The organism is Bacillus sp. B25(2016b) (assembly GCF_001679765.1).
Lineage (GTDB): Bacteria > Bacillota > Bacilli > Bacillales > Bacillaceae_G > Bacillus_A > Bacillus_A thuringiensis_K.
Window position 1 is genome coordinate 4,200,169 of record NZ_CP016285.1, and the last position, 26,233, is coordinate 4,226,401.

Sequence of the window (26,233 nt, forward strand, 5' to 3'; positions counted from 1 at the left end):
CAATATGAAACAAGTCTTGATGCACGCGAATATGCATCAAGACTCCAAAAATTACAATCTACCTGCTCTATATTTACGAACTAGTAAAGCAAGTGAACCTAGCAGTAACACCATGTATAAACCAAGTTGTGCTGTATCTGCAGTTTTTGAGTTTTTCTCTTTTTTTGAATCATTTTTTGTATCTTCTTTTTTCTTCTGACCATCTGCATTTCGGTTAAAATCAGGAGTACCTACTGTTTTTACATTATCTACTTTCGGTGTAGTCACTGGATTTTTCGGTTCATTTTTCGGTTCCTCTTTAAGAGTTCCTAACGCGCCGATATTATTTGTATCAAATTGAATTTGCACATCGTAGAAATGATGGTAGTTCATCTCATCGATGTCTACCTTTACTTTTGCGTTTAATTTTTTAAATAGATCTTCTACTTCAAACTGTACTACTCGTGTATTTGCATTTTTATCTTCGCTTACTACTTTCGCATCAGCGAATAGTTCATTGTTTTCCGTTTGGAATTTCGTAATCCACGCACTATTTTTCAGCGTCATCTCAATATATTTTTTACCATCTTTTACGATTAATTTCGCTGGATTTACAACATAGTCATGCATCTTTGAAACCTCATCTGTTTTATCTTTTAATACTTTAAATGTAATATCATATTGGCCATCTACTAAATTTTTCGGATCAACTATTACTCTCGGTTTATTATTTTCATCTTGGTTGTTGTTTCCACCTTGGTTGTCATTCCCGCCTTGGTTGTCGTTTCCACCTTGGTTGTCATTCACGCCTTGGTTGTCATTCACGCCTTGGTTGTCATTCACGCCTTGGTTGTCGTTTCCACCTTGGTTGTCATTTCCGCCTTGGTTATCTAACGGCTTAATGCTACCTTTATCAAATGCAAATTGAATATCGTAAAAATGGTGATAATTCATTGAATCGATATCTACTTTTACTTTTGCATTTAACTTTTTCGATAAATCTGGTACTTCTACTTCCACTACGCGTGAATCAGCTTTTTTATCTTCACTTATTACATTTGCATCAACAAACGAACCATTTTTCTCAAATTCAAATTTTGTAATCCAAGAACTGTTCGTTAACGTAAATGATACATACTTCTTACCATCTTTTACTTTTAGCACACCTGGACTTTTTGTATATGTGTTCATCATTGAAATTTCGTCTGTTTGATCTTTTAATGCTTTGAAATTGATGCTGTATTCACCATCTTTAATTGTCTCAGCATCTGTTTTTTTATTTTCATCTGGTTTTTCTGTTTCTGGTTTTTCTACTTCTGGTTGTTTCTCTTCATTTTTAATTTGTTCAAGTTTATCTTGTTCAAATAAAAGTTGTACATCATGCGTTTGCTTATAATTTCTTGATGCCATTTCGATAAATACTTTTGTATTTAGTTTTTCAGATAAATCGTTTACTTCAAACTCTACTACTCTTGTATCTTTTTCCTTATTCTCACTTACTACTTTTGCATCAACAAATGTGCCATCTTTTTCCGTTTGGAAATTTTTAATTAATGAGCTACTTTTCAATGTTACAATTGCTTTTTTCTTACCGTTTTCTACTTTTAATACTCCTGGATTTACCATGTAAGTATTCATCTTAGATTCTTCATCTGTTTGATCTTTTAACACTTTAAATGGAATGCTGTACGCACCATCTGTAATTGTGTTAGAATTTGGTTGTTGATCTGGGTCAGGCTTTTGGTCGGGCTTCTGACCTGGATCCGGTTTTTCATTTGGATCTGGCTTATTAGCTGGGTCCTCTTTTTCATTTGGTTGTTCCACATGAATTGGTGTAATACTATTTTGATCAAATGCAATACGAACGTCGTACTCATGATGATAATTTAAAAAATCAATATCTACTTTTACTTTTGCATTTAATACCTTCTCTACATCTTCTACATCAAATTCTACTACTCTTGTATCTTTTTCTTTATTTTCACTAATTACATTTGTCGCAACTAGCTTACCTGCTTTTTCTGTTTCAAACTTCGTAATCCATGAACTATTTGTTAATGTAAAGGATACTTTCTTTTTCCCATCCTTCACTTTTAAAGTCCCTGGGCTTACTGAATATTGATACATCATCGATTCTTCATCTGATGTATCTTTTAAAACTTTGAAGCCAATTGAATATTCACCGTCAGCCAACTTGGTAGCTGCTTGAACTGCAAGTGGTTGTAATGTTGATACGAATGTAAATATCATTAAAAACATAGCAACAATAATTTTTGTATACCTGTTCAATGGAACGACTCTCCCTTTTGAAAATTATTTAATACTGCTCCCATCAAATACAAAGCGAATATCATATGAAGCATTATAATTAATAATTGGAATATTAATTTTCACCTTTCCATTTAGTTTTTTTGACAAGTCAGCAACTTCAAATTCTACTACTCTAGTATTATCTTTTTTGTTTTCACTTAACACGTTTGTTTCTACAAATTGACCATCTTTTTCTACTTGGAAACTTTTAATAGAAGCACTATCTTTCACTTTAAATGAAACATATTGTTTTCCATTTTTAACTGTTAATGTTGCTGGGCTTTCAAAATAACTATTCATTCTAGACGATTCATCTTTATCGCCTTTCCATACAGTAAAAGCAATATTATATTTTCCATCAGCTAGTTTTGTAGCAGCTTTTGCATCTTGTAAACCTAGTGTTGCGATAAACGTAAATAAAACAGCAAATACGGCAATAATCATTTTAAATTGTTTAAACATATATTCATCACCCTTCAAAAGATTTATTTACTCAACTTCACTTTACGAATTAAGAAAGCACCTGAAATAAGAATTAACGCTACAAACAATCCAATACGTGCTTCATCGCCTGTTTTTGGGTTATCTGTTTTTTCAGCTTTTCCATTTTCATTTTTTGTTTCTTTGTTCACTTCTTTAGCTGTTTCCTTACTCTCTACTTTTGTTTTCTCTTCTTTTACTTGTGTATCTGTTTTCGCTTGATCATTATTTTTTGTTGTAGCAGCTACGCCGTTATCGCCACCTACAGCTTTTACATTTGCATCAAAAGCAAAACGAATTGTGTAGTGGTGGTCATAGTTTGCATTTGGTACAACAACATGAATTTTTACAGCTGCCGGTTTGGATAAATCATCTACTTTAAACTCTACTGTTCTTTTATCTGCCGATTCATCTTTACTAACAACTTTCGCATCAACAAAATTCCCATTCTCTGGTGCTTTAAATTCTGTAATCCAAGCACTATGATTCATCGGAACTTGTACTCTCATCTCACCGTTTTTCACTATTAATTTTGCCGGCTTTTCAAAATAGTCATTTGCCATTGAAGCTGAATCATTTTCCGCTTTTTGAATTACGTAATTAATATCGTAAGTACCATCAGCTAGTTTTGCTGAAGCATTCCCGTATGGCATTACAAGAAAAGCTAGCATACATACGAACGTTATAATAAAAGCGGGTAATACAGAAACCTTTTTCATTTTTCTTGTTTCCTCCTTGGTTATCTTTCATTTCACTTTTTGAAAATGATAATTATTCTCAATTTATAAGAAAAAAATAATCTCTTCTACCTATTATTTAATTAGCATTCTTTTATGTAACATAAGTATTATTGATTATCATTCTCATTTAATATTAAAAATAATATCTCACCCTATTCCTTATACGAAGGCATAGAAACTGAGAAAAAATTATAAAACGTATTTATTGATTATCATTCTCAATGCGAATCAAAAAAAATAAACTATCTCTTCTCCTCTTTTTTCACCTCTTCCCATAACAACACTATAGTTATAGAAACCCCTTTTCCCTCACTTCCCTTCCAATATTTCCACAACTAAGTCAATCTTAGCCTACTCATAAATTTTTTGTCAACTATATTACGTATAAAATTTTTAATATCTGAATTTCTCTATATGCGGCTTTTTTTACAAAAAAAGAGACTTTCTATAATAGAAAGTCTCTTTTCTCTATTTCTCTACAGCAATTTCCTGCTTTTGAAACTTAGAAACTATATAACCAAATCCTATACCGATTATCCCTGGAACTAACCAACCAATTCCTACACTATATAATGGAATCTTATCTAAAATAGGTGCTAGCGCTGCAATTTGAAGGTTTGCATTGTGTAATCCATCAAAGAAACTTATTGCAAATGCTCCTACAATCCCGCCCACATACATCGCTAATGGAAGACGAACGTAGTTTTCAACAAGTGATAATACGATAAGTACGATTCCAATTGGATAAATTGCGATTAAGATTGGTAACGCTAATGCATTTAACTGAGTTAACCCAAGGTTTGCTACCATAAATGCTAATACACAGAAAATGAAAACGACTTTTTGATAAGAAAGCTTTGGTAATAAGGAAGAGAAGTAATCACCACAAGCTGCAACAATACCTACAGAAGTTGTTAAACATGCTGCTGTAATTGCGATCCCTAGTAATAAAGTTCCGTAGCTACCAAATAAATGATTCACGACATTTGTTAAAATAATTCCTCCGTTTGCGCCCATTCCAAGTGACACACTAGAAGCTCCAAGATAAGCAAGTGCTAAATACACAAGTAGTAGACCAAGCGCTGCAATAAATCCTGCAAAGATTGTTACTTTTGCAATACTGTTTTTATTTGTAATGCCATTTTCTTTTAACGCATGAATTACAACATTTCCGAATACCAGTGCTGCAAGTCCATCTAAAGTTAAATATCCATCAATAAATCCTTTAAAGAGAGGAGCACTATACGCTTCTGTCGGTGCACCAAATTCTCCAATTGGTGTAATAAGTGCTTTACCTACGATAATTGCAATAACAGCTAATAATATTGGAGTTAGCACCTTACCAATACGACCCACTAATTTCGAAGGATTTAAAGCTAAATAGAAAGTGACTGCAAAGAAAATAAGTGTAAAGATAACAAGTGGATATGACTGACCAGCTATCTCACTTGGTAAAAACGGTGCAACACTCATCTCATAAGCTACTGTTCCTGTACGCGGTACACTTACGAATACGCCTAAACATAAATAAATTGCAGTGATAAAAACAAGTGCGAATATAGGATGTACACGTCCTGCTAGCTCATTAATATCTCCCTTTAAAGCTATAACAATTACTCCTAATAAAGGTAGTCCAACCCCTGTTACGATAAAACCAAACAGCGCGATCCATACGTCCGTTCCAGCACCTTGCCCTAACGCTGGTGGAAAAATCATATTACCTGCACCAAAAAACAGTGCAAATAACATTAAACTTATTGCAAACATCTCTGAAAACTTTAAAGATGATTTCATTTCTACTAACCTCCTAAAATATATAATTGACAAAATATTCTGAATTAAAATCCGTCACATATTCTCTTTCAAGCATACTTCCCCGTAAAAGAACGCAAAAAACACCCGTCCCTAACAAAGGGACGAGTGTTGAAATCGTGGTTCCACCCTTATTCTAATAAAATGAATTTATAACGAAATAAGCTCATTTTATAGCTCGTGTAAATTGATAACGGTTTTATCCGCCAAGAATTACAATGCATCATGTATGCAGTTCACTCTTGAAGTTTAGAGGTGGTAAGCTTGTCTTTTCGTATTAGGAAGCTCACAGCCTAAGGCTTCCCTCTCTGAGAATCGTAAAATACAACTCATGTCCTCATCATTACTTTTATAAAATATCTTGTCGAAACTTGTTGTTTTTTATTATATGGGCTATTTTTTAAAAAATCAATAGTTTTATTTTTTCTGACAAAAAAATATAGGAAGAAAATTTTCCCTCCCTATAACTGCCCTATTAAAATTTCCAACTCTTCAGCTGTAACGCTCCGCCACTTTCCAACTTCAAGCTCATTTAGCTCTATATTCATAATGCGTACTCGCTTTAGCTTTATTACAGTAAATCCGAAAGCACGACTCATTCTACGAATTTGCCTGTTCATTCCTTGCGTTAAAACGATACGAAATGTTGATTGATCGACTCTTGTCACTTTGCACGGCTTCGTCATTCCATCTTTAATCTTTACACCACTGGACATCTCATCAATAAACCAGTCCGTAAAAGGTTTATCGACTGTGACAACATATTCCTTCTCGTGCTCATGATCACCATGTAAAATTTGATTCGCAATGCCGCCGTCATTCGTTAATAAAATAAGTCCTTCCGATGCTTTATCTAATCGTCCAACTGGAAAGATTCGCTCTGGGTAATTGATATAATCAATTATATTATCTTCAATATGATCAGCTGCTGTACAAATAATGCCGACTGGTTTATGGAAGGCGATGTACACCTTTTCTTTCTCTTCTTTTACAATAACTTTCCCATCAATCGTTACCCTATCACCATCGCTCACAAGTGTACCGTGCGTACATATTTCGCCGTTAATAGCCACGCGTCCAGCTTTAATGAGGCGATCTGTTTCACGTCTGGAGCATGATTTTGCTTCGCTTATGTATTGGTTGATTTTCATATTCTATTCCTTTTCATATATATTAAAAGCGTCAATCTATGGCAATATCATTATGCCACGATTGACGCTTTTTCACTTCGCAAAAACAACTAAATAAATAACCCCAATCACCAAAAATATTCCGCAACAAGCTAACAATACTTTTGCAAGTTTGTCCATAAACATATAATGGTTTCCCCTTTGTTTCGTTGTTTTCTATTTTAATTCGACAACTGTTACGCCTAGGCCTCCCTCGCCCATGTCACCGTAACGGAAGGTTTTCACGCCGCGATGCTTCTTCAAGTAATCTTGTACACCTTGGCGAAGTGCTCCTGTCCCCTTACCGTGAATAATTGATACGCGAGGATAGCTTGCAAGCTGGGCATCATCTAAGTATTTCTCAACGCGCGCCATTGCATTTTCAAATCGTTCACCACGAAGGTCAAGTTCTAATGAAACGTGATAGTCTCTACCTTTTACCGTTGCAACTGCTTTTTTCTCTGTTTGCTTCGGTGTGTTAATGTATTCCATATTAGATTCTTTTACTTTCATCTTCAGAATACCGATTTGTACGCTCCACTCTGTATCGCTTACTTTTTCAAGTAGTTGACCTTTTTGACCGAATGTTAATACTTTTACTTCATCACCTGCGCGTAACTGTTGTTTCGGCGCAGTGTTTTTCACGTTTACTTTTTGTTTCTTCACAAGCTCTGGCGCTGCACCTTCTAGACGGCTCTTCGCTTCAATTAGCTCGTGATCTTTCACGTTTGCAAGTTGTGCTTTACGCAATTGACGAAGTTCTTGAATAATGCCTTCCGCTTCTTTCTTTGCAGCTTCGACTTTTTCTTCCCCTTCTTTTTGCGCTTTTAATAATCGTTCATCACGATCTTCGTTAAATTCAATGATTTGACGTTGTAAATCGCGATGAAGTTTTTCAGATTGCTTGCGAAGTGCTTCTGCTTCGTTCCAGTCACGCTCTGCGTTCTTTTGACTTTCTTCTAACTTCGCAATCATATTTTCAATTTTATTCGTATCTGTACTAATGTGATTACGAGCTTGATCAATCACGCGATCAGATAGCCCAAGGCGTTTCGAAATTTCGAAGGCATTACTACGTCCTGGTACACCGATTAATAATTTATACGTTGGGCTTAATGTATTTACATCAAACTCAACGCTCGCATTAATAACTTGCTCACGGTTGTATCCGTATGCTTTTAATTCTGGATAATGCGTCGTTGCAACAACGCGAGCACCGCGATTACATACTTCATCTAAAATCGAAATTGCTAGTGCAGCACCTTCTTGTGGGTCTGTTCCAGCACCTAATTCATCGAATAAAACTAAGCTTTCAAAATCAGCTTTTTCCAAAATATCAACAATGTTCACCATATGTGAGGAGAACGTACTTAAACTTTGTTCAATCGATTGCTCATCACCGATATCAGCAAATATATTTTTAAATACACAAATCTCTGACTCATCCATTACTGGAATGTGAAGACCAGATTGCGCCATTAATACACAAATACCAACTGTTTTCAGCGTAACTGTTTTACCACCTGTATTCGGTCCTGTAATAACAATTGTCGTGAAATCTTTACCTAACATAATGTTATTTGGCACGATAATTTCTGGATCAATGAGCGGATGGCGTGCTTGTCTTAAATCCATGTAACGCTCATTGTTTACGATTGGTTTTGTTGCTTTAATACGCTTCGCATAAAAAGCTTTCGCAAAGATGAAATCAAGATTCGCAACTACTTCTACGTTAGATAAAACGATATCGGCTTCTACTGCCACTTCTTCTGTTAACATCAATAAGATGCGTTCGATTTCTTGTTTTTCTTTCACACGTGCTTCTTGAAGCGCGTTATTTAATTCTACAATGACTTGCGGTTCAATAAATAACGTTTGTCCAGAAGCTGATTGATCGTGAACAATACCGCCATATACGCCGCGGTATTCTTGTTTTACTGGGATTACGTAACGTTCGTTACGAATCGTTACAATCGAGTCAGACAGCATCTTTTGTGCGTTTGAAGAGCGCGTCATATTTTCTAACTTTTCACGAATACGGCTTTCCGCCGTACGAATTTGAGTACGAATACCACGCAGTTTATCACTTGCGCTATCAACTACTTCACCGCCGTCACCGATACAATTTGTAATTTTCTTTTCTAAATCATATAAAGATACAATTTGAGCGACGTGAGTTTCTAAAATCGGAAGCTCGACACCGTTATCAGCCATATCTTCAATGAAACGTTTCATATTACGACTACCATACATCGTATTCGCAATATCAAGTAATTCATTTGGACTTAACATACTCCCAATTTTTGCACGCTTCACATTGGAGCGAATATCTGTAATACCACCTAATGGTGCACTACCTTTTAAACGAATAACTTTCGCAGCTTCATCCGTTGTATCTTGCATTTCTACAATTTCTTCAAAATCAGTGCTCGGCACTAAATGCTTCACTTTGTCACGACCAAGTGAAGATGCTGTATGTTCAAGTAATTGTTCTTTTACTTTATTGTATTCTAATACACGCAACGTTCTTTCTAACATGTTGCAGGTCCCCCTTGTGTTACTTATTACGTTTAATATAGTCTAATAAACGTTCAATATCCCACGTGTTAATCACGTTATCTTTTTGAATCCAACCTTTACGTGCTGCTGCTACACCTGTTTCCATATCTTCTAACATTTCAAGCGTATGAGCATCCGTATTAATCGCTACTTTCACACCAGCATCTTGTGCTTGTTTTAATAATTTCGCACTTAAATCTAGACGGTTCGGATTCGCATTTAATTCTAAAACTGTATTTGTTTCTTTTGCGAGTTCAATTAATAAATCTGTATCTACATCATAACCCTCACGACGCCCGAGAAGACGTCCTGTCGGATGGGCAATCATTGTAACATGTTTATTCTCAAGTGCAGTACGTAGACGCTTCATAATCGTTTCACGGTCTTGTGAGAAGCTAGAGTGAATCGCTCCAATGACATAGTCTAATTCTTCTAATACTTCATCATCAAAATCAAGCGAGGCATCTGGTAAAATGTCCATTTCAATTCCGCGTAAAATTGTAATGTCTGGATACTTTTCATTCATACGTTCAATTTCTTTTGCTTGCTCACGAAGACGCTCTTTCGTTAAACCATTCGCTACTTTTAAGTATTGCGAGTGATCAGTAATCGCCATAAACTTATATCCACGAGCACGGCACGCTTGTACCATTTCTTCAATAGAAAAAGCACCGTCACTCCAAGTTGTATGCATATGTAAATCACCTTGTATATCGGAAAACTGAATTAAGTTCGGATACTCTTTAATTAATTCAATTTCTTTTCCATCTTCACGCACTTCTGGCGGAATAAATGGCAGACCGAAATGAGCAAAGAAGTCTTCTTCAGTCTCAAATGTTTTCACTTCACCTGTTTCTAAGTTCTCTACACCGTACTCACTAATTTTCTCGCCTTTATCTTTTGCGATTTGACGCATTTTTACGTTATGGTCTTTTGATCCTGTAAAATGGTGAAGTGTTGTAATAAACTCTTCTGGTTTTACTAAGCGGAAATCGATTGAAATATCATATTCATATTGAAGACGAACAGAAACTTTCGTATCCCCACTTGCGATTACCTCAATCATATTATCGAATTGGAGTAAATGCTCACGTACCGCTGCTGGTTCTGTCGTTGCAATGATAAAATCTAAATCTTTCACTGTTTCTCTCGCGCGGCGCAAACTACCAGCGCGAGAGAAACGAATTACTTCAGCAATATTCGACAATTTCTCCTCTATTTCCCCGGCAATAGGCAATACCATCGCAATTGGTAAACGCTCTGGACGAGAGCCTACTTGATCGATTGCTTCTAATATTTTCTCTTCTGTCTTCTTACCGAAACCAGCTAAAGCTTGTACTTTATTTTCCTCACAAGCAGCTTTTAACGTCTCCATATCAATAACGCCTAGCTCTTTATATAACTTAGCCACCTTTTTACCACCAAGACCTGGTAGTTTTAATAACGGCAATAAGCTACTTGGTACTTCTTTTTCAAGTTCTTGTAATACTTCAGATGTTCCCGATTCTATATATTCTTGAATAACTGCTGCTGTTCCTTTTCCGATGCCCGGAATCTTCGTGAAATCTTCAATTTCAGAAAGACTACGATCGTCACTTTCTAATGCTGCTGCCGCTTTACGAAATGCAGATATTTTAAATGGATTCGCGCCTTTTAGTTCCATAAAAAGCCCGATTGTCTCTAATAATTTGATAACTTGTTTTTTATTTACTTTCATCATTACCCCGCCTTTCTTTCATAGAAAAAAACTTCTCTTTCCGAAAAAAGAGAAGTTATACTCTGCTACCTGTCTGCCATAGTTCCTTCACCTTTTCAGATAGAATCGGTGTATCGTCTACAATTATTTTGCTAATTGATGATTTTTGTAATGGTGTTTGTACTTGTTCAATCGGAAGAATGTTTCCAATGATAATTAAGACAAACAAAACAATATATACTTCTAAAAATCCGAGGATTGCCCCGGCAAACGCATTTACTTGCTTTAAAACCGGTATTTCTGCAAACATATTTAACAAATTACCAAGTAATGAAAGTGCTATTTTTGTAATAATAAACAATATGATAAACGCAAGCGCTTGATAAAATACTGTCTCAATATTATTTGCATCAATCCATTCTGGAACAGATACGTTTTTATCAAATGGATACGGAATAAATTTCGCAAGTGCTGGCGCTAAATCTTTACAGTACCAGTATGCAACAAGGTATGCGATAATAAAGCTTGTTAACTTTACAAGTTGCAGAATAAACCCTCTGCGTAAGCCGAGGAAAAATCCCATAACAAGCAGTAAAATGATAATAATATCAATCATGTTATTCCATTCCTTTTTTTGTCATACTTTCTTTCAATTTCTCATGTTCTTCTTTTAATTTTATGTAATCGTGTATGACGTTTACCGCCGTCAATACCGCTAGTCTACTCGTGTCAAGCGAAGGATTCTTGGCATTGAGTTCGCGCATTTTATCATCCACAATCGCTGCTACCATGCGGATATGACTTGTACTTTCATCGCCAACAACTGAATATTGCTGACCATAGATTTCTACATTAATTCGACTTTTCTTTCCCTTTTGTTGTGACAACTCACCGGCCTCCAATCACGTACAGAATCCTAAAGTTTATCATACCATGAACCTTCATAATATGGAAACAGAAAGAACAATCCGATATGATAAAAATAACAATATAAAAAAAGGGGCGACCATTATGTCAAATTCTATCGTAATTCAAACAAATTCTACAGTAATTGAAGACATGAAACAACAATATAAACATTCGCTTAGCCCGAAAATTCCGCAAGGCGGTATCTTTATGGCTAAGGTGCCATCTTGCACGATTACAGCGTATAAATCTGGAAAAGTAATGTTCCAAGGAAGCCGCGCTGAAGCAGAAGCTTCTCGTTGGCAAACTGTCTCTCAAAGACCAAAAACAACTGTAAAAAAAACTGTCGATTCCCATCGTTATGCGCCGCCTGCTTCCATCAGTACAATGTCTATTGTAGGGTCTGATGAAGTTGGTACGGGAGATTTCTTTGGACCGATGACAGTCGTTGCTGTATATGTGGATGCAAAGCAAATTCCACTACTAAAAGAACTTGGTGTAAAAGACTCTAAAAACTTAAATGACGATCAAATTACTGCCATTGCGAAACAACTTCTACACGTTGTTCCTTACAGCTCTCTTGTCCTTCATAATGAAAAATATAACGAGCTATTTGATAAAGGAAACAACCAAGGTAAGCTAAAAGCCTTGCTACATAATAAAGCTATTACAAACTTATTAGCTAAAATGGCACCTACAAAACCTGAAGGCGTCTTAATCGATCAATTCACACAACCTGATACATACTATAAATATTTAGCAAAACAAAAACAGGTACAGCGTGAAAATGTTTATTTCGCTACGAAAGGTGAAAGCGTCCATTTAGCAGTAGCCGCTGCTTCTATTTTAGCTCGCTACTCATTCGTAAAACAGTTTGACGAACTAAGTAAAAAAGCTGGTATGCCACTTCCAAAAGGTGCTAGTAAACAAGTTGATATCGCTGCTGCTAAATTAATTCAAAAGCTTGGTAAAGAACGATTACCTGAGTTTGTGAAACTGCATTTCGCTAATACGGAGAAGGCGCTTCGCTTATTAAAATAGTATCGACAAAAACAGGAGCCTACAAACTCCTGTTTTTTGTTTCATCCTACTATTGTCCTTATAGTTTTGTTATAATTATAATATGCAGATTATTCTAACATAGGAGGAGATCTACATTGCTACTTCTACAAATGATTCTAAATATTTTACTAGGCGATCCACACGAAAGACAGTTCGAAATTAGAGAAAACATTCAGCTACTAAGTGAACAACCAGCGTTCAACGATTTAATAGAGCGTTATGGTCGATCTTTCTTATTAAACTTTCGGATTCGAAGATTTATCGGGAAACACGATGCACGCTTGTTAATACATAATCCAACAAAACTACAACACTTCTGTGAAGAACTTGAATGTATGATTAGAAAAAGGAGTTTTTTCATATGAACGCTGTAAAAGTTAAAAAGATATTATATGTTTTCGTACACCTCGTAGGCCCACTTTCTTACTTCACTATTTCTACCATTTGGGGAGCTTTTTTCACTACTAAATCCACATTCGAAAATATATCTGATAATCTTGGCATGATGGCCATCTATTACGTGTTCATGAGTTTACTGTGGTTTTTCTATTTAGATCGATTAGACAAAGACATAAATAAGATTACAAAAGAAATTAACGATAATAAGATGTAACACATAACAAAGGAGAGCCCTTAAGAATCTCCTTTGTTATGTTAGCTTCGTTTCTGCTTCTTATTTGATGAAGATACTTTATGAGAACCTGTTTCATGTGTCGTCGTTCCTTGTCCTTCAACTTCTGGAGAACCTAGGCTTGATCTTGAATGATCTTTTTTCACTTTTTTACTCATTTATATTCACCCCTTCACGTTACTTTTTGCTACGGGAGAATAAACTATACAAAATAAAAAAGCGAGAGGAAATCCTCTCGCTTTTTTCATATTTTAGAATTCAGAAGAACCTGGAGTTCTTGGGAATGGAATTACGTCACGGATGTTAGCCATGCCAGTGATGTACATTAGGAAGCGCTCGAAACCTAGACCAAATCCAGCGTGTTTTGTACCGCCGTATTTTCTAAGTTCTAAGTACCACCAGTAGTCCTCTTCGTTCATACCTAATTCTTTAATTCTGTCTACTAAAACGTCCATTCTTTCTTCACGTTGGCTTCCGCCGATTAATTCGCCGATGCCAGGAACTAGAAGGTCAGTAGCAGCTACTGTTTTACCGTCTTCATTCAAACGCATGTAGAATGCTTTAATGTCTTTTGGATAGTCAGTTACGAATACAGGGCGTTTGAAGATTTCTTCTGATAAGTATCTTTCGTGCTCTGTTTGTAAGTCAATTCCCCATTCTACTGGGTATTTGAAGTCAGCACCTGATTCTTGAAGCACTTTAATTGCTTCTGTATAAGTGATGCGACCGAAGTCAGAGTTAATTACGTTGTTCATGCGCTCAAGAACTGTTTTATCAACGAAGCTGTTGAAGAATTCCATTTCTTCTGGTGCATGCTCTAATACGTATTTCATTGCATATTTCAGCATATCTTCTGTAAGGTTCATTACGTCCCCTAGTTCAGCGAATGCAATCTCAGGCTCAACCATCCAGAACTCAGCAGCGTGGCGAGTTGTGTTTGAGTTTTCTGCACGGAATGTAGGTCCGAATGTGTATACGTCACGGAATGCTAATGCATAAGCTTCAGCGTTCAGCTGTCCACTTACTGTTAAGTTTGTTTCTTTACCGAAGAAGTCTTTTGACTCATCAACTTTTCCGTCTTCACCTTTTGGTAGGTTATTTAAATCTTGCGTTGTTACGCGGAACATTTCGCCAGCACCTTCTGTATCACTACCAGTGATGATTGGTGTGTGAACATGTACGAATCCACGCTCTTGGAAGAATTGGTGAATCGCAAATGCTGCGATAGAACGTACGCGGAACGTTGCAGAGAATGCATTTGTTCTTGGACGTAAGTGAGCGATTGTACGTAAGTATTCAAACGTATGACGTTTCTTTTGAAGTGGGTAATCAGAATCTGATAAACCCTCGATATCAATTTTTTCTGCTTTAATTTCAAATGGTTGCTTCGCTCCAGGCGTTGCAATTACTTTACCTTCTACTTTAACTGAAGAGCTAAGTGGAAGTTTTGCAATTTCTTTGAAGTTCTCTAGTTCTGTATCGAAAACGATTTGAACGCTTTTGAAGAAGCTACCGTCGTTTAATTCGATGAAACCAAATGCTTTTGAATCACGTAAGTTACGAATCCACCCTGATACTTGTACTGTTTGATCTGCATACTTTTCTGTATCTCTATACAGACTTTTTACTAATGTGTTTTCCATAGTGAAATTCTCCTTTGCTCATATATTTAAATACAAAAAAACCTTTCATCCATAAAGGGACGAAAGGTTAAACTTCGCGGTACCACCCAATTTGTCATAAAGACCAACTTTAACTCGTATGTAATACATACTTCCCGGTTTATAACAGGCCGGATTCCCGTCTAAGCCTACTCTTGAATATAAGATTCAATTTCGGTTAGCAACTCCAAGGTGTTCTTCACATATACCGCCTCATCAGGCTCTCACCGTCCCTGACTCGCTTTGGATTATAGTATATACTACTTTTCCTTATCATCGTCTTTCATTTTGTTAAACTAAAATTAATGTACTACATTCGAGAGAAAGATGCAAGATGCCAAAAAATATATGAGCGATTTTTGTAATATATCGACTTACCGATAGTGTCCGACAACCAATCCAATAAAAAAATTGCCGGAATGAATCCGGCAATTTTCTAATTACTTACGTAACTCCGCACCGAATTTCTCTTCTACCGTTGTTAGTACACGGTTATGTGCTTCTGTTACTTCTTCGTCTGTTAATGTACGTTCTGCATCGAAGTAAGTCATAGAGAATGCAAGTGATTTCTTGCCTTCTTCCATTTTTTCACCTTCGTATAAGTCGAATAATGTTACATCTTTCAGAAGTTCTCCGCCAGCTTCAGCAATGACTTGCTTCATTTCACCAGCTTTTGTTTCTTTTGTTACTACAACAGCCATATCACGCGTCATAGATGGGAAACGTGGAATTGCTGCGTAGTAAGTTTCTTCTGCGTCTGCACCGAATACTTTTACAAGAGATAGTTCGAATACGAATGTATTTTTCACATCTAATTGTTTTTCTGCTTCTGGGTGCAATTGACCGATGAAACCAATTACTTCGCCATCCAATACGATGTCAGCTGTACGGCCTGGGTGCATACCTTCACGTTTTGCTGGTGCATATGTGATTTGGTTTGAAACGCCAAGCACGTCGAATAGTCCTTCTAGTACACCTTTCACAACGAAGAAGTCTACTACTTTCTTCTCACCTTGCCATGCATGGTGAAGAGCAAGACCTGTCATAACACCTGCAAGATGTTGTTCTTCTTTCGGAAGTTCTCCTTCTTCTGTCGGTAAGAAGATAGAACCTACCTCGTATAAAGCAACGCTGTCGTTTTTACGAGCGACATTGTATGAAACTGCTTCTAGTAATTGCGGTACTAAGCTTAAACGAAGTTGGCTACGTTCTTCACTCATTGGAAGTGCAAGACCTACAGGCGCCTTTTCGTTTGGCTCAACCATATATTGTTTCGCTTTATCAGCGCTTGTTAATGAATACGTGATTGCTTCATATAAACCAGCACCCTCTAAGAAGCGGCGTACTTTACGACGTTTCGTTTGTGCTGATGTTAATTTACCACGAGTCATCGTTCCAGAAGGTAATGTAACTGGAATATGGTCATAACCGTATAAACGGCCCACTTCTTCTACTAAGTCTTCTGAAATTGTAATATCAGGACGACGTGCTGGTACATTTACATGGAATGTTCCTTCTACTTCTGTGAATGGGAATTTCAAGTTTGTGAACATTGTACCCATTTCACTCGCAGAAATATTTGTACCTAATACACGGTTTACTTTTTCAGCAGTAACAGATACTGTACGCTCTTGTACTTGTAAGTTGTCAGCTTCTACCACACCTTCAAGTGCTTCACCACCAGCATATTTCGCCATTAAAGCAGCTGCGTGTTGAATTGCTTCAAATGTACGTGTTGGGTCGATTCCTTTTTCGAAACGTGCACTTGATTCACTACGAAGACCTAAGTCTTTTGATGTACGACGTACTGTTTGACCTGCAAAGTATGCAGACTCAATTAGAACGTTTACTGTCTCATTTGTAACTTCAGAATCCGCCCCGCCCATTACACCAGCAACAGCTAAAGCTTTCGTGCCGTTTGTAATTACAAGATGGTGGCTTTGTAATGTACGCTCTTGATCATCTAACGTTTCAATTTTTTCGCCTTCTTTTGCAAGACGAACAACGATTTCTTTTGAACCTAATTTATCGTAATCGAATGCATGTAGCGGTTGACCGTATTCCATTAAAATGTAGTTTGTAATATCAACTACGTTGCTAATTGGACGAATGCCAGCTGCCATAAGACGAGTTTGCATCCACATTGGTGACGGACCAATCTTTACGTTTTTAACCATTTTTGCAATGTATAATGGGTTTTCTTCTTTCGCTTCTACGCTTACAGAAATATAATCAGAAGTTTTTTCTGCTGTTTCTTGTAAGTCGATAGCTGGAAGTTTTACTTCGCGGCCATAAATAGCAGCTACTTCGTAAGCAACACCTAACATGTTTAAGCAATCTGCACGGTTTGGTGTTAAGCCAAGCTCAAGTACTTCATCGTGTAAGTTTAAAATTTCAAGTGCATCTGCACCAACTTCAGCGTCACTTGGGAAGATGAAGATACCATCTGCGTATTCTTTTGAAACTAACTTTCCATCAATACCAAGCTCTTGAAGAGCACAAACCATACCATGAGAAGCTTCACCGCGTAGTTTTGCTTTTTTGATTTTGAAGTTACCAGGAAGTACAGCTCCAACTTTTGCAACTGGTACTTTTAAACCTTTTGCAATGTTAGCAGCTCCACAAATAATTTGAACTGGCTCTTCTTCACCGATATCGATTAAGCATTTGCTTAATTTATCAGCTTCTGGGTGTTTTTCACATTCTAATACGTGACCAACTACAACACCTTTTACACCTTTATTTAATACTTCAACGCCTTCTACTTCAATACCACTTTTCGTGATTTTGTCTGCTAGTTCTTGTGCTGTTACATCTTTAATATCTACATACTCTTGTAACCAACGATATGATACGAACATATTTATCCTCTCCTTCCCTTACGCTCGTTTGAATTGTTGTAAGAAACGTACATCATTTGTATAGAAATGACGAATGTCATCTACTCCGTATTTCAACATTGCGATACGCTCTGCGCCCATACCGAATGCGAAACCTTGATATTCTTTTGAATCATAACCAGCCATTTCAAGTACGTTCGGGTGAACCATACCTGCGCCTAGAATTTCAATCCAGCCAGTTCCTTTACAAGTGCCGCAACCTTTGCCATGACACATCATACAAGAAATATCCATCTCTACAGATGGCTCTGTGAATGGGAAGAAACTTGGACGAAGACGGATTTCACGATCTTCACCGAACATCTTTTTCACGAATACTTGCAGTGTACCTTTTAAGTCACTCATACGAATGTTTTTATCAATTACAAGACCTTCAATTTGCATGAACTGATGTGAATGCGTCGCATCGTCGTCATCACGGCGATACACTTTACCAGGACAAATAATTTTAATCGGGCCTTTTTCTTTATTATTTTCCATCGTACGTGCTTGCACAGAAGATGTATGTGTACGTAGTAACGTTTCTTCTGTAATGTAGAATGTATCTTGCATATCACGTGCTGGGTGATCTTTCGGTAAGTTTAGTGCTTCGAAGTTGTAGTAGTCTTTTTCTACTTCTGTTCCTTCAGCTACTTCATAACCCATACCGATGAATACATCTTCAATTTGCTCAACAACAGCTGTTAACGGATGGTGACAACCTGTTTCAACAGGACGACCTGGCAGTGTAACATCGATTGTTTCAGTAGCTAATTTCGCTTCGATTACCGCTTTTTCTAAGTTACTAATTTTGTCATCTAAACGCGTTTGAATCGCTTCACGCACTTCATTTACTAATGCTCCCATACGTGGACGCTCTTCTGCTGACAATTTTCCCATGCCGCGTAATACTTCTGTAATTGGGCCTTTTTTTCCTAAATACGCTACGCGTACGTCGTTTAAGCTCTTTAGCTCTTTCGCTTCTTCAATAAGCTCTAACGCTTTTTGCTTTAGCTCTTTTAAACGTGCTTCCATTTTGGAACCCTCCTAATTTTAAAAATAAAAAAACCTCGCTCCCAAAAAGGGACGAGGTAAATTCGCGGTACCACCCTAAATTGACAGAACAAGTCTGCCCACTCATTAGTTATAACGATCAATTCTGACCGGAACGCCTTTACATATACATGGTCCTGGCGTCAACTCCAGAGGTGAATTCACTTCCGTCTACCATAAGAATGCTTTCAGTCTACGGCACTCTCTCCCTATATGGCGATTTTGTAAGTTACTCTTCTCTATCAACGTTTTTCGTTATTTAACTTTTAATATAATGTACTTCAACTTATTATAAGAAGTTTTTTATTTGTTCGCAACCGGGCTTTGCAAATAATACGTTAAAATCCCTGCTGCAACCGCAACATTTAATGATTCTGCCCCGCCGTAAATCGGAATATACAAGTTTTGATCCGTTTTTGCAAGAATTTCTTGGCGTACGCCGTTCCCTTCATTTCCTACAATTAATGCAAAACTGCCAGCCGGCGTTACTTCACCATACGGAACTCCATTTTCAAGAGCTGTTCCATATACAGGAACGTTATTTTCTTTTAACTTGTCTACCCATTCTTCTAAGTTCCCTTTTACAATTGGTAAGTGGAAAATAGAGCCTTGTGTAGAGCGGAGTACTTTACTATTATAAACATCAACACAACCTTCTCCAAGCACAACGGCGTGAATACCAGCTGCATCAGCTGTACGAATAATTGTTCCTAAATTACCTGGGTCTTGCAGGCCATCTAATAAAAGGAATTTCCCATCAGTAAGAGCTACTTCTTTCTCATGCTTCTCACAAACAGCAAATACACCTTGTGTCGTTTCTGTTTCACGAAGTATTTTGACAATCGCCTCAGGTACGATATACATTTCCACATCATTAACTGTCCAATCTTTCGGAAGGTCTGTCTGATCTGAAACGATAAGTTCCGTTACAATTCCTGCCTTCAAAGCTTCCTCGACTAAGTGGAATCCTTCTACAAAAAATAAACCTTTTTTATCGCGTTCTTTTTTCGTTTGCAGCTTTTTCCACTGCTTTACACGCGGATTTTGTACTGAATCAATGTTTTTCATAATATGTATTTCCCTCTCTTCTTGTCTTATCATTATAGCCTATTTTTCATACATATTTACATAAAAAAGAACAAAAACTAACGTCAGTTTCAATTCTGAAGAAGAGGTGAAAGCAATGAGTTTTAATTTACGCGGTGCCGTATTAGCGAATGTGTCTGGAAATTCACAAGATCAATTACAAGAAACAATCGTCGATGCAATTCAAAGCGGTGAAGAAAAAATGCTTCCAGGTCTTGGCGTTTTATTTGAAGTCATTTGGAAAAACGCTGATGAAAATGAAAAGCACGAAATGTTAGAAACACTAGAGCAAGGATTAAAAAAATAAGCAATTTCAAAATCACCTTTGCATCAGCTAAGGTGATTTTTTTGCGGAAAATTTTTTTCTTCTCCTAAACATTTCTACTTTACTAACGAACTATGATGGAGTACAATGTTCAAAATACATTTAAACCGATCGATTTTTCTTCATATACACCATAAGATAAAAGGAGTGAATGTTTTATGCACCGTATTACGCTTGAACAAATTTTTAAACACCACATTACACAAAAATACGTAAACCGTTCTGGAATGGTCCACGCGATCGCTGTCGCTTACCATGCGTTTCACCTAGCCAAAAAGCATCACGCCTCAGTCGATGCTGCCACAAAAGCTGGCTTCCTTCATGATATCGGACATCATACGTGGTACACAGGCGGCGAATGGGATTATGACTTATATAAAAAGAATGATATCCATGCAATTAAAGGCGCTGAAAGAGCACATAAATTACTTATTAGATTAGGAGAACATCCAAAACTAGCAAAAGAAATTTCTATTGCAATTCTTCTTCATACAGATTCTTTCTTAGTGGAACAAGAAATTGAAAGAACATCTCTTCAAAATATTATTAAATGGGCAGATGAAGCAGATGAAGAACCGGGCGGAGCGCATCATTATCGAACAATTTCTTATGAAAAAGCACTTAAAGCAATTCAGCAATTAGATCGATTGGTAGAGCGTGAATTGCAAATAGAGCAAGCAAAATTGAATAACAAGACAGAACATAGTTATCAATGAGAAAGAGGCATCACTACAGGGTGATACCTCTTTTGTTATTTTGTGGAAAATACACCTTTATATGTAATATTTAAATATTACGCCTGAAAACAAAATGCCTTATAATTAAATATACAAATATAAAGAGGTGATTCTACATATGCAACCCGCTACACAACTTTCTAATGAACAGAAATACTCTATGTCATGGGGACAATTTATTAGCTCCGTTGTATTCGCTTTTTTCGGAACCGGACTTATTACTGTGTTCCTCGCAATGCCCTTAACAATTTATACAGCCGGTCTTACAGATAAAAAACAAATTGCCCTGTATGAATCTATCGTAAATACTGCAAGTATTGTATTACAGCTAGCCGTGTTGTTATTCTTCATTTTTAAATTCGAACCCGCAAAAAAATTACTACTACAATCATTTAACTTTAAAGCACTGAAAGAATGGCGTACATACGTATACTTACTTCTTTTCTTCGCTATAAACATTTTACTCAATTACATCTTGTTAAATTATGTGTTCCAAGACGCAACAAAGCAGCAATCTTCCGCACTAAACTTAGATGTCTTTAAGCAATATGAAATATTATTACTTCTCGGCTTTGCAATACTCACACCAATTTTTGAAGAGCTTATTTTCCGTGGCTTTATACTTCGCTTTTTCTCAGAACGCTTTCCATTTTGGATTGCAGCGATTATAACAAGCTTCTTCTTCGGTATCGCTCATACATACTCACTTGGGGTAATGGTCATTACTTTCTTCATGGGATTATTAATGGCTATTTTATGTAAAAAAACAAAATCCATTATTCCAGCTATGTTATTTCATATTATGAATAATTTGTTGGCATTCTTGAATTAGAAAGAGGTATCCTCACGATACCTCTTTTATTAATTCGTATGATCACTTCTCATCTCTATCAATTTATACATATTTATTAATAATATCCAAAATAAACCTCATGTAGTAAAATATAACTTAATTCATATAAAGGAGTTTACATATGTTCAGTGTTATTTGGATGCTTTTCACGCCACTTCTCTTACTATGCGGGATTGCTGGTGGTATTTTTTTAATAGTAACAGGAATTAAATATCGGAAATTACTCGTTGGTTTAATGGGGCTACTTAGCCTATCCTTTGTCACACTACCTTTTGTTTTTTTAAGTATAGGAATTAATATGGATACAATCTTCCCCATTCCAACTGCTCTTTACTGGGCCCTATTTTCTTTAACTGGATTATTAGCAGGGATAAGTGGATTCCAAGCAAAAATTAAAAGTATACGTAATATGGGATTCATTATTTTTACCATTGGAATATTAGGGGTTATCTTCTGGGTACTCATGTCTGTAGGTGATTGATTCTATATATAACTTTTTTCGAAACCCACAAATCGCAGGTAATACAGAAGTGTTCGGAATATTAACTTGGATGATTTTAGCTCTTACTTTAATGTTATGCCAATTCAGCATTGGTATTTTTTTAATTATTGCTGGTTTCATTAGCATATCGCTTATCGTTGTTCCTATCGTTTGTATAGGTTCTGGAATAGATTTAGAGGAGGTGGTTCCAATTTCGGGAACTTTATATTGGTGCCTGTTCTCTTTAGCTGGACTATTAGCTATTATAAGCGGCAGGCAAATATCGAGTATTTGTTCTATGGGGACGATTTTGTTTATAACAGGGCTGTGCTCCATAACTGGTTATCATCTTTTATATGTTACTGCATAAAAAAGCACAAAAAAGCAGGGAAATTAATTCCCTGCTTTTCTATTTGGTTTATTGCCTGATTGTAAGAAGAACGATAACACCCAAGCGATACCTGCTAGTATCGTTGCGATTAAGAAGGCATCGTTAATACCGTTAATTGCAGATAGCTTTGAAATTTGTCCATATAATAGTTGTGTGCTCATCGCATCTCCTGCTTGAGCCGATCCAGCTAAGGCCGCTAAGCTTTGGCCCATGCCGTGTACTTTATCAACTAAAATTGGGTTGGATGTTGTTAACATATTGCCGTAATCTGCTACGTGAGCAGTTGTTTGTTGCGTCATAAGTGTGATTAAAATCGCTGTTCCGATTGAACCAGCTACTTGTCTTGACGTATTTTGCGTTGCTGTACCGTGAGAAATTAATTTCATCGGCAGTGCGTTCATACCAGCTGTCATAATTGGCATCATAATGAATGACATACCAATTGAACGTATAATATAATCCGTCATAATAACGCTATACGGTGTATCCATCGATAATTTTGTAAATTCATATGTCGCATACGTCGTAATTGCCAATCCAATTATCGCTAATGGACGAATGCCATATTTATCGAATAATTTACCCGCTACTGGTCCCATGATTCCCATAATTAATGATCCTGGAAGAAGTAGTAAACCAGATTCAATTGGCGTAAAGCCACGAATGTTTTGCAGATATACTGGAAGTAATAACATACCTCCAAATAGTGCCATCGTTACGATTGCGTTAATTACTAAAGTAAAAGTAAATACTGGATATTTAAATACTTGTAAATCAAGCATTTTATTGTCCGTTGTTAACTCTCTCCAAATAAATAACGCTAAACCAATTACACCGATAACAAGTGAAATAATGACTTCTGCACTAGTCCAACTATTATTTCCAGCTTCACTAAATCCGTACAATAAGCTTCCTAGTCCAATACTTGAACTAACCACACCGAATATATCTAATTTCGTTTTAGACACTGGCTGAGCTAGTGTAAAGAATTTTAAAGATAGGAACGTAATAATTAAACCGATAATAAACATCGCATAGAACATTACATTCCAGCTATAATTTTCAATCACCCAACCTGTTACAGTTGGTCCGATAGCTGGTGCTAAAATCATTGCTACACCTAGTAACCCCATCGCTGCTCCGCGTTTATGAGGCGGGAATAATGTCATGAAGATATTCATACCAACCGGCATTAAAATACCCGCACCAACTGCTTGAATTACACGGCCTGTCATCATCATTGTAAAGTTTCCTGAAGTAGCACAAATGATAGATCCTACCGTAAAGAATAACATTGCGGCTACGAATAATTTACGATACGTAAATCGTGAAACTAAAAAGGCACTAATCGGTACTAAAATACCATTTACAAGCATGAAGCCTGTAATTAACCATTGTGCTGTTGAAGTTGATACGTTAAATTCATTCATTAACGGAGGTAATGCAACGTTAATGATTGTTTGGTTTAAAATAGAAACGAACATGCCGAGAATTAATACAGCTACAACTGCTTTTACATTCACATTCTCTACAGGCGTAGACATTTGTTTTTTCGGCACTTCTTTTTCTTGTTTTACTTCTTCTTGCTTTCCTTCTTCTTGCTTTCCTGTTTCTAACTCAACTACATTAGAAATTTCCGATTCTTGCTTTCGTTCAATTTCTTTCTCTTCTGTTTCAACTTTACTTACTTCTATTTTACTTACGGTTGGGACTTGTTCTTCTCCCATTTTCGTTTTTTTCTTTCGTAAAAGACGATTTACAAGGAAGAAGACGATTATACAAAATAGTGCATATCCTGCAATTACAATTGAGGACATCTCATCTCCCCCTTACTTATGAATACGAACTGTCACATTCATGCCAGGAACAATATTTACTGATTTGCTATGGTCTAAAGAAATTTTAACTGGTACTACTTGTGTTACTTTCGTATAGTTCGCTGTTGCGTTGCTTGATGGCAACATAGAGAATGTATTCGCTGTTGTTAAGCCAACTTGTTCTACTTTTCCTGTTAACGTTGTATCTGGGTATGCATCTACATACACATCTACATCTTGACCTTTTTGAACATCATCAACATCTGTTTCTTCAATGTTTGCTGTTACCCATAAATTGTTCATATCGAATGCGTAAGCAATCGGGCTACCAGCTCCAACGAAAGCATTTGTTGTTGCGTTTGATTGTACAACCGTTGCATTTTGTGGAATTGTTACATCTACTGTTTGTTCTCCATTAGCTGCCGCTACAGTAACAGTACCTAGTTTATCGTTCTCATTATAATTTTTTCCTACTTCAGCTTTCCAGTCAGTTAGTTTACCTGCCACTGGTGAAGCAACCGGAATTACCTTTCCATCAATCTTTGCATTGTCTGTTTTTAAGTAATTTTCCGTTTGGTTGTAATAGTAATAACCGCCAATACCGCCGCCAACTAGTACAATTAATGTGATAATGTTGATAATTACCATTCTTCGAAACTGATTCATTGCATTCCTCTCCTTATATCGCATATAATTTTTTTCTAAACTATTTATGTCCTTATTGTTTAGATTGTTTAATTGTTAATTATATTAACCTTTTAACAAAAAAATCACACCATCTGCAGCATAAATCGAAATTTATCTACCTGCGAGCGGTGCTGATTTCTGAAGGACTATCGTTTATAATTATAAATAATTATTTTGAATCTACAACCGACAATTTACGTATGAAATGTCGCTTAAACAACAATATAATACCAATATGTTGTTTAAGTATAGAAAATTAAACGAGGAGAAGAAAAATGTCTATTAAAAATACAAATGATCCACGTGTAAAGCGAACGAGACAACTCATTCAGGATGCTTTTGTCGCTTTAGTAGGCGAAAAAGGCTTTGAAAATGTAACTGTTCAACATATTGCAGAACGCGCTCCTGTAAATCGCGCTACATTTTATAGCCATTACCATGATAAATATGACCTATTAGACAAAAGTATTGAAGAAATGTTAGAGAAGCTAGCAGAAGTAATTAAACCGAAAAATAGAAATAAAGAAGATTTTCAACTTACATTCGATTCACCTCACCCTACATTTTTGGCTTTATTCGAACATATCGCAGAAAATGTAAACTTTTATAACGTTATGCTTGGGGATAAAGCTGCCGGAAACTACTCTTATAAAATGATGAAAACAATACAAGTGCATTTAACATTAAGCTTGTCTATTTCACAACCAGATGATGAAGATCTTATGGTTCCTCGTGATATTTTGATTAGTTATGTGACAGGGGCTCACATCGGAATGATTATGTCATGGTTAAAAAGAGGAATGATATATACTCCGCATTTTATGGCGATGCAATTAACTCGTTTAATTATTTTAGGCGCTCATACTGCAGCAGGATTAGAACGGCCTTTTTAAAACATAAAAAAGCGAAGGAGAATCTC

At 36.4% G+C, this 26,233-nt stretch carries 25 protein-coding genes and 3 other annotated features; of the genes, 9 read left to right on the plus strand and 16 right to left on the minus strand.

Annotated elements, in window-relative coordinates; genetic code table 11:
• Positions 1 to 51 precede the first annotated feature (51 nt).
• The 9 genes from BAQ53_RS21480 to zapA form a co-directional block, all read right to left on the minus strand.
• Positions 52 to 2,268 carry an NEAT domain-containing protein gene (locus BAQ53_RS21480; protein WP_208906225.1) on the minus strand — a complete coding sequence of 739 codons (2,217 nt, stop codon included), beginning with the start codon at positions 2,266 to 2,268 and terminating at the stop codon, positions 52 to 54.
• Positions 2,269 to 2,292: 24 nt separating this feature from the next.
• Entirely contained in the window at positions 2,293 to 2,751 is a 459-nt protein-coding gene (locus tag BAQ53_RS21485; RefSeq protein WP_000476163.1) for an NEAT domain-containing protein, read from the minus strand.
• Positions 2,752 to 2,774: 23 nt separating this feature from the next.
• On the minus strand, positions 2,775 to 3,488 hold the full coding sequence (gene isdC / locus BAQ53_RS21490) for a heme uptake protein IsdC (protein WP_000757952.1): 714 nt from the start codon (positions 3,486 to 3,488) through the stop codon (positions 2,775 to 2,777).
• A 489-nt stretch (positions 3,489 to 3,977) separates the two neighbouring features.
• Positions 3,978 to 5,303, minus strand: a complete 1,326-nt coding sequence (brnQ6, locus tag BAQ53_RS21495) for a branched-chain amino acid transport system II carrier protein BrnQ6 (protein WP_208906226.1) — start codon at positions 5,301 to 5,303, stop codon at positions 3,978 to 3,980.
• Between the two features lie 115 nt (positions 5,304 to 5,418).
• Positions 5,419 to 5,674 (minus strand) — a binding site (T-box leader).
• Positions 5,675 to 5,782: 108 nt separating this feature from the next.
• Positions 5,783 to 6,472 carry a 23S rRNA pseudouridine(2604) synthase RluF gene (locus BAQ53_RS21500; RefSeq protein ID WP_000700748.1) on the minus strand — a complete coding sequence of 230 codons (690 nt, stop codon included), beginning with the start codon at positions 6,470 to 6,472 and terminating at the stop codon, positions 5,783 to 5,785.
• 195 nt (positions 6,473 to 6,667) lie between these two features.
• On the minus strand, positions 6,668 to 9,028 hold the full coding sequence (locus BAQ53_RS21505; protein WP_000893712.1) for an endonuclease MutS2: 2,361 nt from the start codon (positions 9,026 to 9,028) through the stop codon (positions 6,668 to 6,670).
• 19 nt (positions 9,029 to 9,047) lie between these two features.
• Positions 9,048 to 10,766, minus strand: coding sequence for a DNA polymerase/3'-5' exonuclease PolX (polX, locus tag BAQ53_RS21510; RefSeq protein WP_000867512.1), 1,719 nt, complete (start codon positions 10,764 to 10,766; stop codon positions 9,048 to 9,050).
• Between the two features lie 55 nt (positions 10,767 to 10,821).
• Positions 10,822 to 11,361 (minus strand): CvpA family protein, encoded by a 540-nt coding sequence (locus BAQ53_RS21515; protein WP_000565412.1) that lies wholly within the window; start codon positions 11,359 to 11,361, stop codon positions 10,822 to 10,824.
• A 1-nt stretch (position 11,362) separates the two neighbouring features.
• Complete coding sequence (zapA, locus tag BAQ53_RS21520) at positions 11,363 to 11,632, minus strand: cell division protein ZapA (RefSeq protein ID WP_000082701.1); 270 nt, start codon at positions 11,630 to 11,632, stop codon at positions 11,363 to 11,365.
• A 124-nt stretch (positions 11,633 to 11,756) separates the two neighbouring features.
• Between zapA and rnhC the strand changes: the two genes are divergently transcribed.
• The 3 genes from rnhC (at position 11,757) to BAQ53_RS21535 (ending at position 13,326) form a co-directional block, all read left to right on the plus strand.
• On the plus strand, positions 11,757 to 12,692 hold the full coding sequence (gene rnhC / locus BAQ53_RS21525; protein WP_208906227.1) for a ribonuclease HIII: 936 nt from the start codon (positions 11,757 to 11,759) through the stop codon (positions 12,690 to 12,692).
• A gap of 116 nt (positions 12,693 to 12,808) precedes the next feature.
• Complete coding sequence (locus BAQ53_RS21530) at positions 12,809 to 13,078, plus strand: hypothetical protein (RefSeq protein ID WP_000925538.1); 270 nt, start codon at positions 12,809 to 12,811, stop codon at positions 13,076 to 13,078.
• Positions 13,075 to 13,326 (plus strand): hypothetical protein, encoded by a 252-nt coding sequence (locus tag BAQ53_RS21535; RefSeq protein ID WP_000994744.1) that lies wholly within the window; start codon positions 13,075 to 13,077, stop codon positions 13,324 to 13,326. Before BAQ53_RS21530 ends, BAQ53_RS21535 begins: the two co-directional genes overlap by 4 nt.
• 41 nt (positions 13,327 to 13,367) lie before the next feature.
• Here BAQ53_RS21535 and BAQ53_RS21540 read toward each other — a convergent pair whose 3' ends face one another.
• The 5 genes from BAQ53_RS21540 to BAQ53_RS21560 all read right to left on the minus strand — a co-directional run bounded on the left by BAQ53_RS21540 (position 13,368) and on the right by BAQ53_RS21560 (position 20,038).
• Complete coding sequence (locus tag BAQ53_RS21540; RefSeq protein WP_000039594.1) at positions 13,368 to 13,502, minus strand: YuzL family protein; 135 nt, start codon at positions 13,500 to 13,502, stop codon at positions 13,368 to 13,370.
• A 93-nt stretch (positions 13,503 to 13,595) separates the two neighbouring features.
• Positions 13,596 to 14,987, minus strand: a complete 1,392-nt coding sequence (asnS, locus tag BAQ53_RS21545) for an asparagine--tRNA ligase (protein ID WP_000432177.1) — start codon at positions 14,985 to 14,987, stop codon at positions 13,596 to 13,598.
• Between the two features lie 52 nt (positions 14,988 to 15,039).
• Positions 15,040 to 15,291: a binding site (T-box leader), on the minus strand.
• A gap of 154 nt (positions 15,292 to 15,445) precedes the next feature.
• On the minus strand, positions 15,446 to 17,866 hold the full coding sequence (gene pheT / locus BAQ53_RS21550) for a phenylalanine--tRNA ligase subunit beta (protein WP_046945875.1): 2,421 nt from the start codon (positions 17,864 to 17,866) through the stop codon (positions 15,446 to 15,448).
• 18 nt (positions 17,867 to 17,884) lie between these two features.
• Positions 17,885 to 18,919 carry a phenylalanine--tRNA ligase subunit alpha gene (pheS, locus tag BAQ53_RS21555; protein WP_000388226.1) on the minus strand — a complete coding sequence of 345 codons (1,035 nt, stop codon included), beginning with the start codon at positions 18,917 to 18,919 and terminating at the stop codon, positions 17,885 to 17,887.
• A gap of 44 nt (positions 18,920 to 18,963) precedes the next feature.
• Positions 18,964 to 19,192 (minus strand) — a binding site (T-box leader).
• 48 nt (positions 19,193 to 19,240) lie between these two features.
• Complete coding sequence (locus BAQ53_RS21560; RefSeq protein ID WP_001986644.1) at positions 19,241 to 20,038, minus strand: TrmH family RNA methyltransferase; 798 nt, start codon at positions 20,036 to 20,038, stop codon at positions 19,241 to 19,243.
• An 82-nt stretch (positions 20,039 to 20,120) separates the two neighbouring features.
• On the opposite strand from BAQ53_RS21560, the gene sspI reads away from it, so the two are divergent.
• The 5 genes from sspI to BAQ53_RS21585 all read left to right on the plus strand — a co-directional run bounded on the left by sspI (position 20,121) and on the right by BAQ53_RS21585 (position 22,789).
• A complete protein-coding gene (sspI, locus tag BAQ53_RS21565; RefSeq protein ID WP_000009509.1) occupies positions 20,121 to 20,330 on the plus strand; it encodes a small acid-soluble spore protein SspI in 210 nt (69 codons plus the stop codon).
• 176 nt (positions 20,331 to 20,506) lie between these two features.
• A complete protein-coding gene (locus BAQ53_RS21570) occupies positions 20,507 to 21,064 on the plus strand; it encodes an HD domain-containing protein (protein ID WP_000554786.1) in 558 nt (185 codons plus the stop codon).
• Between the two features lie 139 nt (positions 21,065 to 21,203).
• Positions 21,204 to 21,917 carry a CPBP family intramembrane glutamic endopeptidase gene (locus BAQ53_RS21575; RefSeq protein WP_001182121.1) on the plus strand — a complete coding sequence of 238 codons (714 nt, stop codon included), beginning with the start codon at positions 21,204 to 21,206 and terminating at the stop codon, positions 21,915 to 21,917.
• Between the two features lie 142 nt (positions 21,918 to 22,059).
• Positions 22,060 to 22,419: a hypothetical protein gene (locus BAQ53_RS21580; protein WP_000493173.1), complete on the plus strand. Its 360-nt coding sequence runs from the start codon at positions 22,060 to 22,062 to the stop codon at positions 22,417 to 22,419.
• A 49-nt stretch (positions 22,420 to 22,468) separates the two neighbouring features.
• Positions 22,469 to 22,789 carry a hypothetical protein gene (locus BAQ53_RS21585; RefSeq protein ID WP_033673112.1) on the plus strand — a complete coding sequence of 107 codons (321 nt, stop codon included), beginning with the start codon at positions 22,469 to 22,471 and terminating at the stop codon, positions 22,787 to 22,789.
• 23 nt (positions 22,790 to 22,812) lie between these two features.
• On the opposite strand, the gene BAQ53_RS21590 is transcribed toward BAQ53_RS21585, so the two are convergent.
• On the minus strand, positions 22,813 to 24,627 hold the full coding sequence (locus tag BAQ53_RS21590) for a DHA2 family efflux MFS transporter permease subunit (RefSeq protein ID WP_000095301.1): 1,815 nt from the start codon (positions 24,625 to 24,627) through the stop codon (positions 22,813 to 22,815).
• A gap of 12 nt (positions 24,628 to 24,639) precedes the next feature.
• Positions 24,640 to 25,293, minus strand: coding sequence for an HlyD family secretion protein (locus BAQ53_RS21595; RefSeq protein WP_001071419.1), 654 nt, complete (start codon positions 25,291 to 25,293; stop codon positions 24,640 to 24,642).
• 296 nt (positions 25,294 to 25,589) lie between these two features.
• Between BAQ53_RS21595 and BAQ53_RS21600 the strand changes: the two genes are divergently transcribed.
• Positions 25,590 to 26,207 (plus strand): TetR/AcrR family transcriptional regulator, encoded by a 618-nt coding sequence (locus BAQ53_RS21600; protein ID WP_000023661.1) that lies wholly within the window; start codon positions 25,590 to 25,592, stop codon positions 26,205 to 26,207.
• Positions 26,208 to 26,233 lie beyond the last annotated feature (26 nt).

Bases quoted from the DNA above. Each gene is read 5' to 3' on its own strand.
- asnS (WP_000432177.1), bottom strand. From the start codon at position 14,987: ATGGAAAACACATTAGTAAAAAGTCTGTATAGAGATACAGAAAAGTAT.
- pheS (WP_000388226.1), bottom strand. From the start codon at position 18,919: ATGGAAGCACGTTTAAAAGAGCTAAAGCAAAAAGCGTTAGAGCTTATT.
- BAQ53_RS21580 (WP_000493173.1), top strand. From the start codon at position 22,060: ATGTTCAGTGTTATTTGGATGCTTTTCACGCCACTTCTCTTACTATGC.
- BAQ53_RS21575 (WP_001182121.1), top strand. From the start codon at position 21,204: ATGCAACCCGCTACACAACTTTCTAATGAACAGAAATACTCTATGTCA.
- BAQ53_RS21570 (WP_000554786.1), top strand. From the start codon at position 20,507: ATGCACCGTATTACGCTTGAACAAATTTTTAAACACCACATTACACAA.
- BAQ53_RS21595 (WP_001071419.1), bottom strand. From the start codon at position 25,293: ATGAATCAGTTTCGAAGAATGGTAATTATCAACATTATCACATTAATT.
- brnQ6 (WP_208906226.1), bottom strand. From the start codon at position 5,303: ATGAAATCATCTTTAAAGTTTTCAGAGATGTTTGCAATAAGTTTAATG.
- sspI (WP_000009509.1), top strand. From the start codon at position 20,121: ATGAGTTTTAATTTACGCGGTGCCGTATTAGCGAATGTGTCTGGAAAT.
- BAQ53_RS21500 (WP_000700748.1), bottom strand. From the start codon at position 6,472: ATGAAAATCAACCAATACATAAGCGAAGCAAAATCATGCTCCAGACGT.
- polX (WP_000867512.1), bottom strand. From the start codon at position 10,766: ATGAAAGTAAATAAAAAACAAGTTATCAAATTATTAGAGACAATCGGG.
- BAQ53_RS21590 (WP_000095301.1), bottom strand. From the start codon at position 24,627: ATGTCCTCAATTGTAATTGCAGGATATGCACTATTTTGTATAATCGTC.
- BAQ53_RS21485 (WP_000476163.1), bottom strand. From the start codon at position 2,751: ATGTTTAAACAATTTAAAATGATTATTGCCGTATTTGCTGTTTTATTT.
- BAQ53_RS21540 (WP_000039594.1), bottom strand. From the start codon at position 13,502: ATGAGTAAAAAAGTGAAAAAAGATCATTCAAGATCAAGCCTAGGTTCT.
- BAQ53_RS21560 (WP_001986644.1), bottom strand. From the start codon at position 20,038: ATGATAAGACAAGAAGAGAGGGAAATACATATTATGAAAAACATTGAT.
- BAQ53_RS21515 (WP_000565412.1), bottom strand. From the start codon at position 11,361: ATGATTGATATTATTATCATTTTACTGCTTGTTATGGGATTTTTCCTC.
- rnhC (WP_208906227.1), top strand. From the start codon at position 11,757: ATGTCAAATTCTATCGTAATTCAAACAAATTCTACAGTAATTGAAGAC.
- BAQ53_RS21600 (WP_000023661.1), top strand. From the start codon at position 25,590: ATGTCTATTAAAAATACAAATGATCCACGTGTAAAGCGAACGAGACAA.
- pheT (WP_046945875.1), bottom strand. From the start codon at position 17,866: ATGTTCGTATCATATCGTTGGTTACAAGAGTATGTAGATATTAAAGAT.
- BAQ53_RS21535 (WP_000994744.1), top strand. From the start codon at position 13,075: ATGAACGCTGTAAAAGTTAAAAAGATATTATATGTTTTCGTACACCTC.
- isdC (WP_000757952.1), bottom strand. From the start codon at position 3,488: ATGAAAAAGGTTTCTGTATTACCCGCTTTTATTATAACGTTCGTATGT.
- BAQ53_RS21505 (WP_000893712.1), bottom strand. From the start codon at position 9,028: ATGTTAGAAAGAACGTTGCGTGTATTAGAATACAATAAAGTAAAAGAA.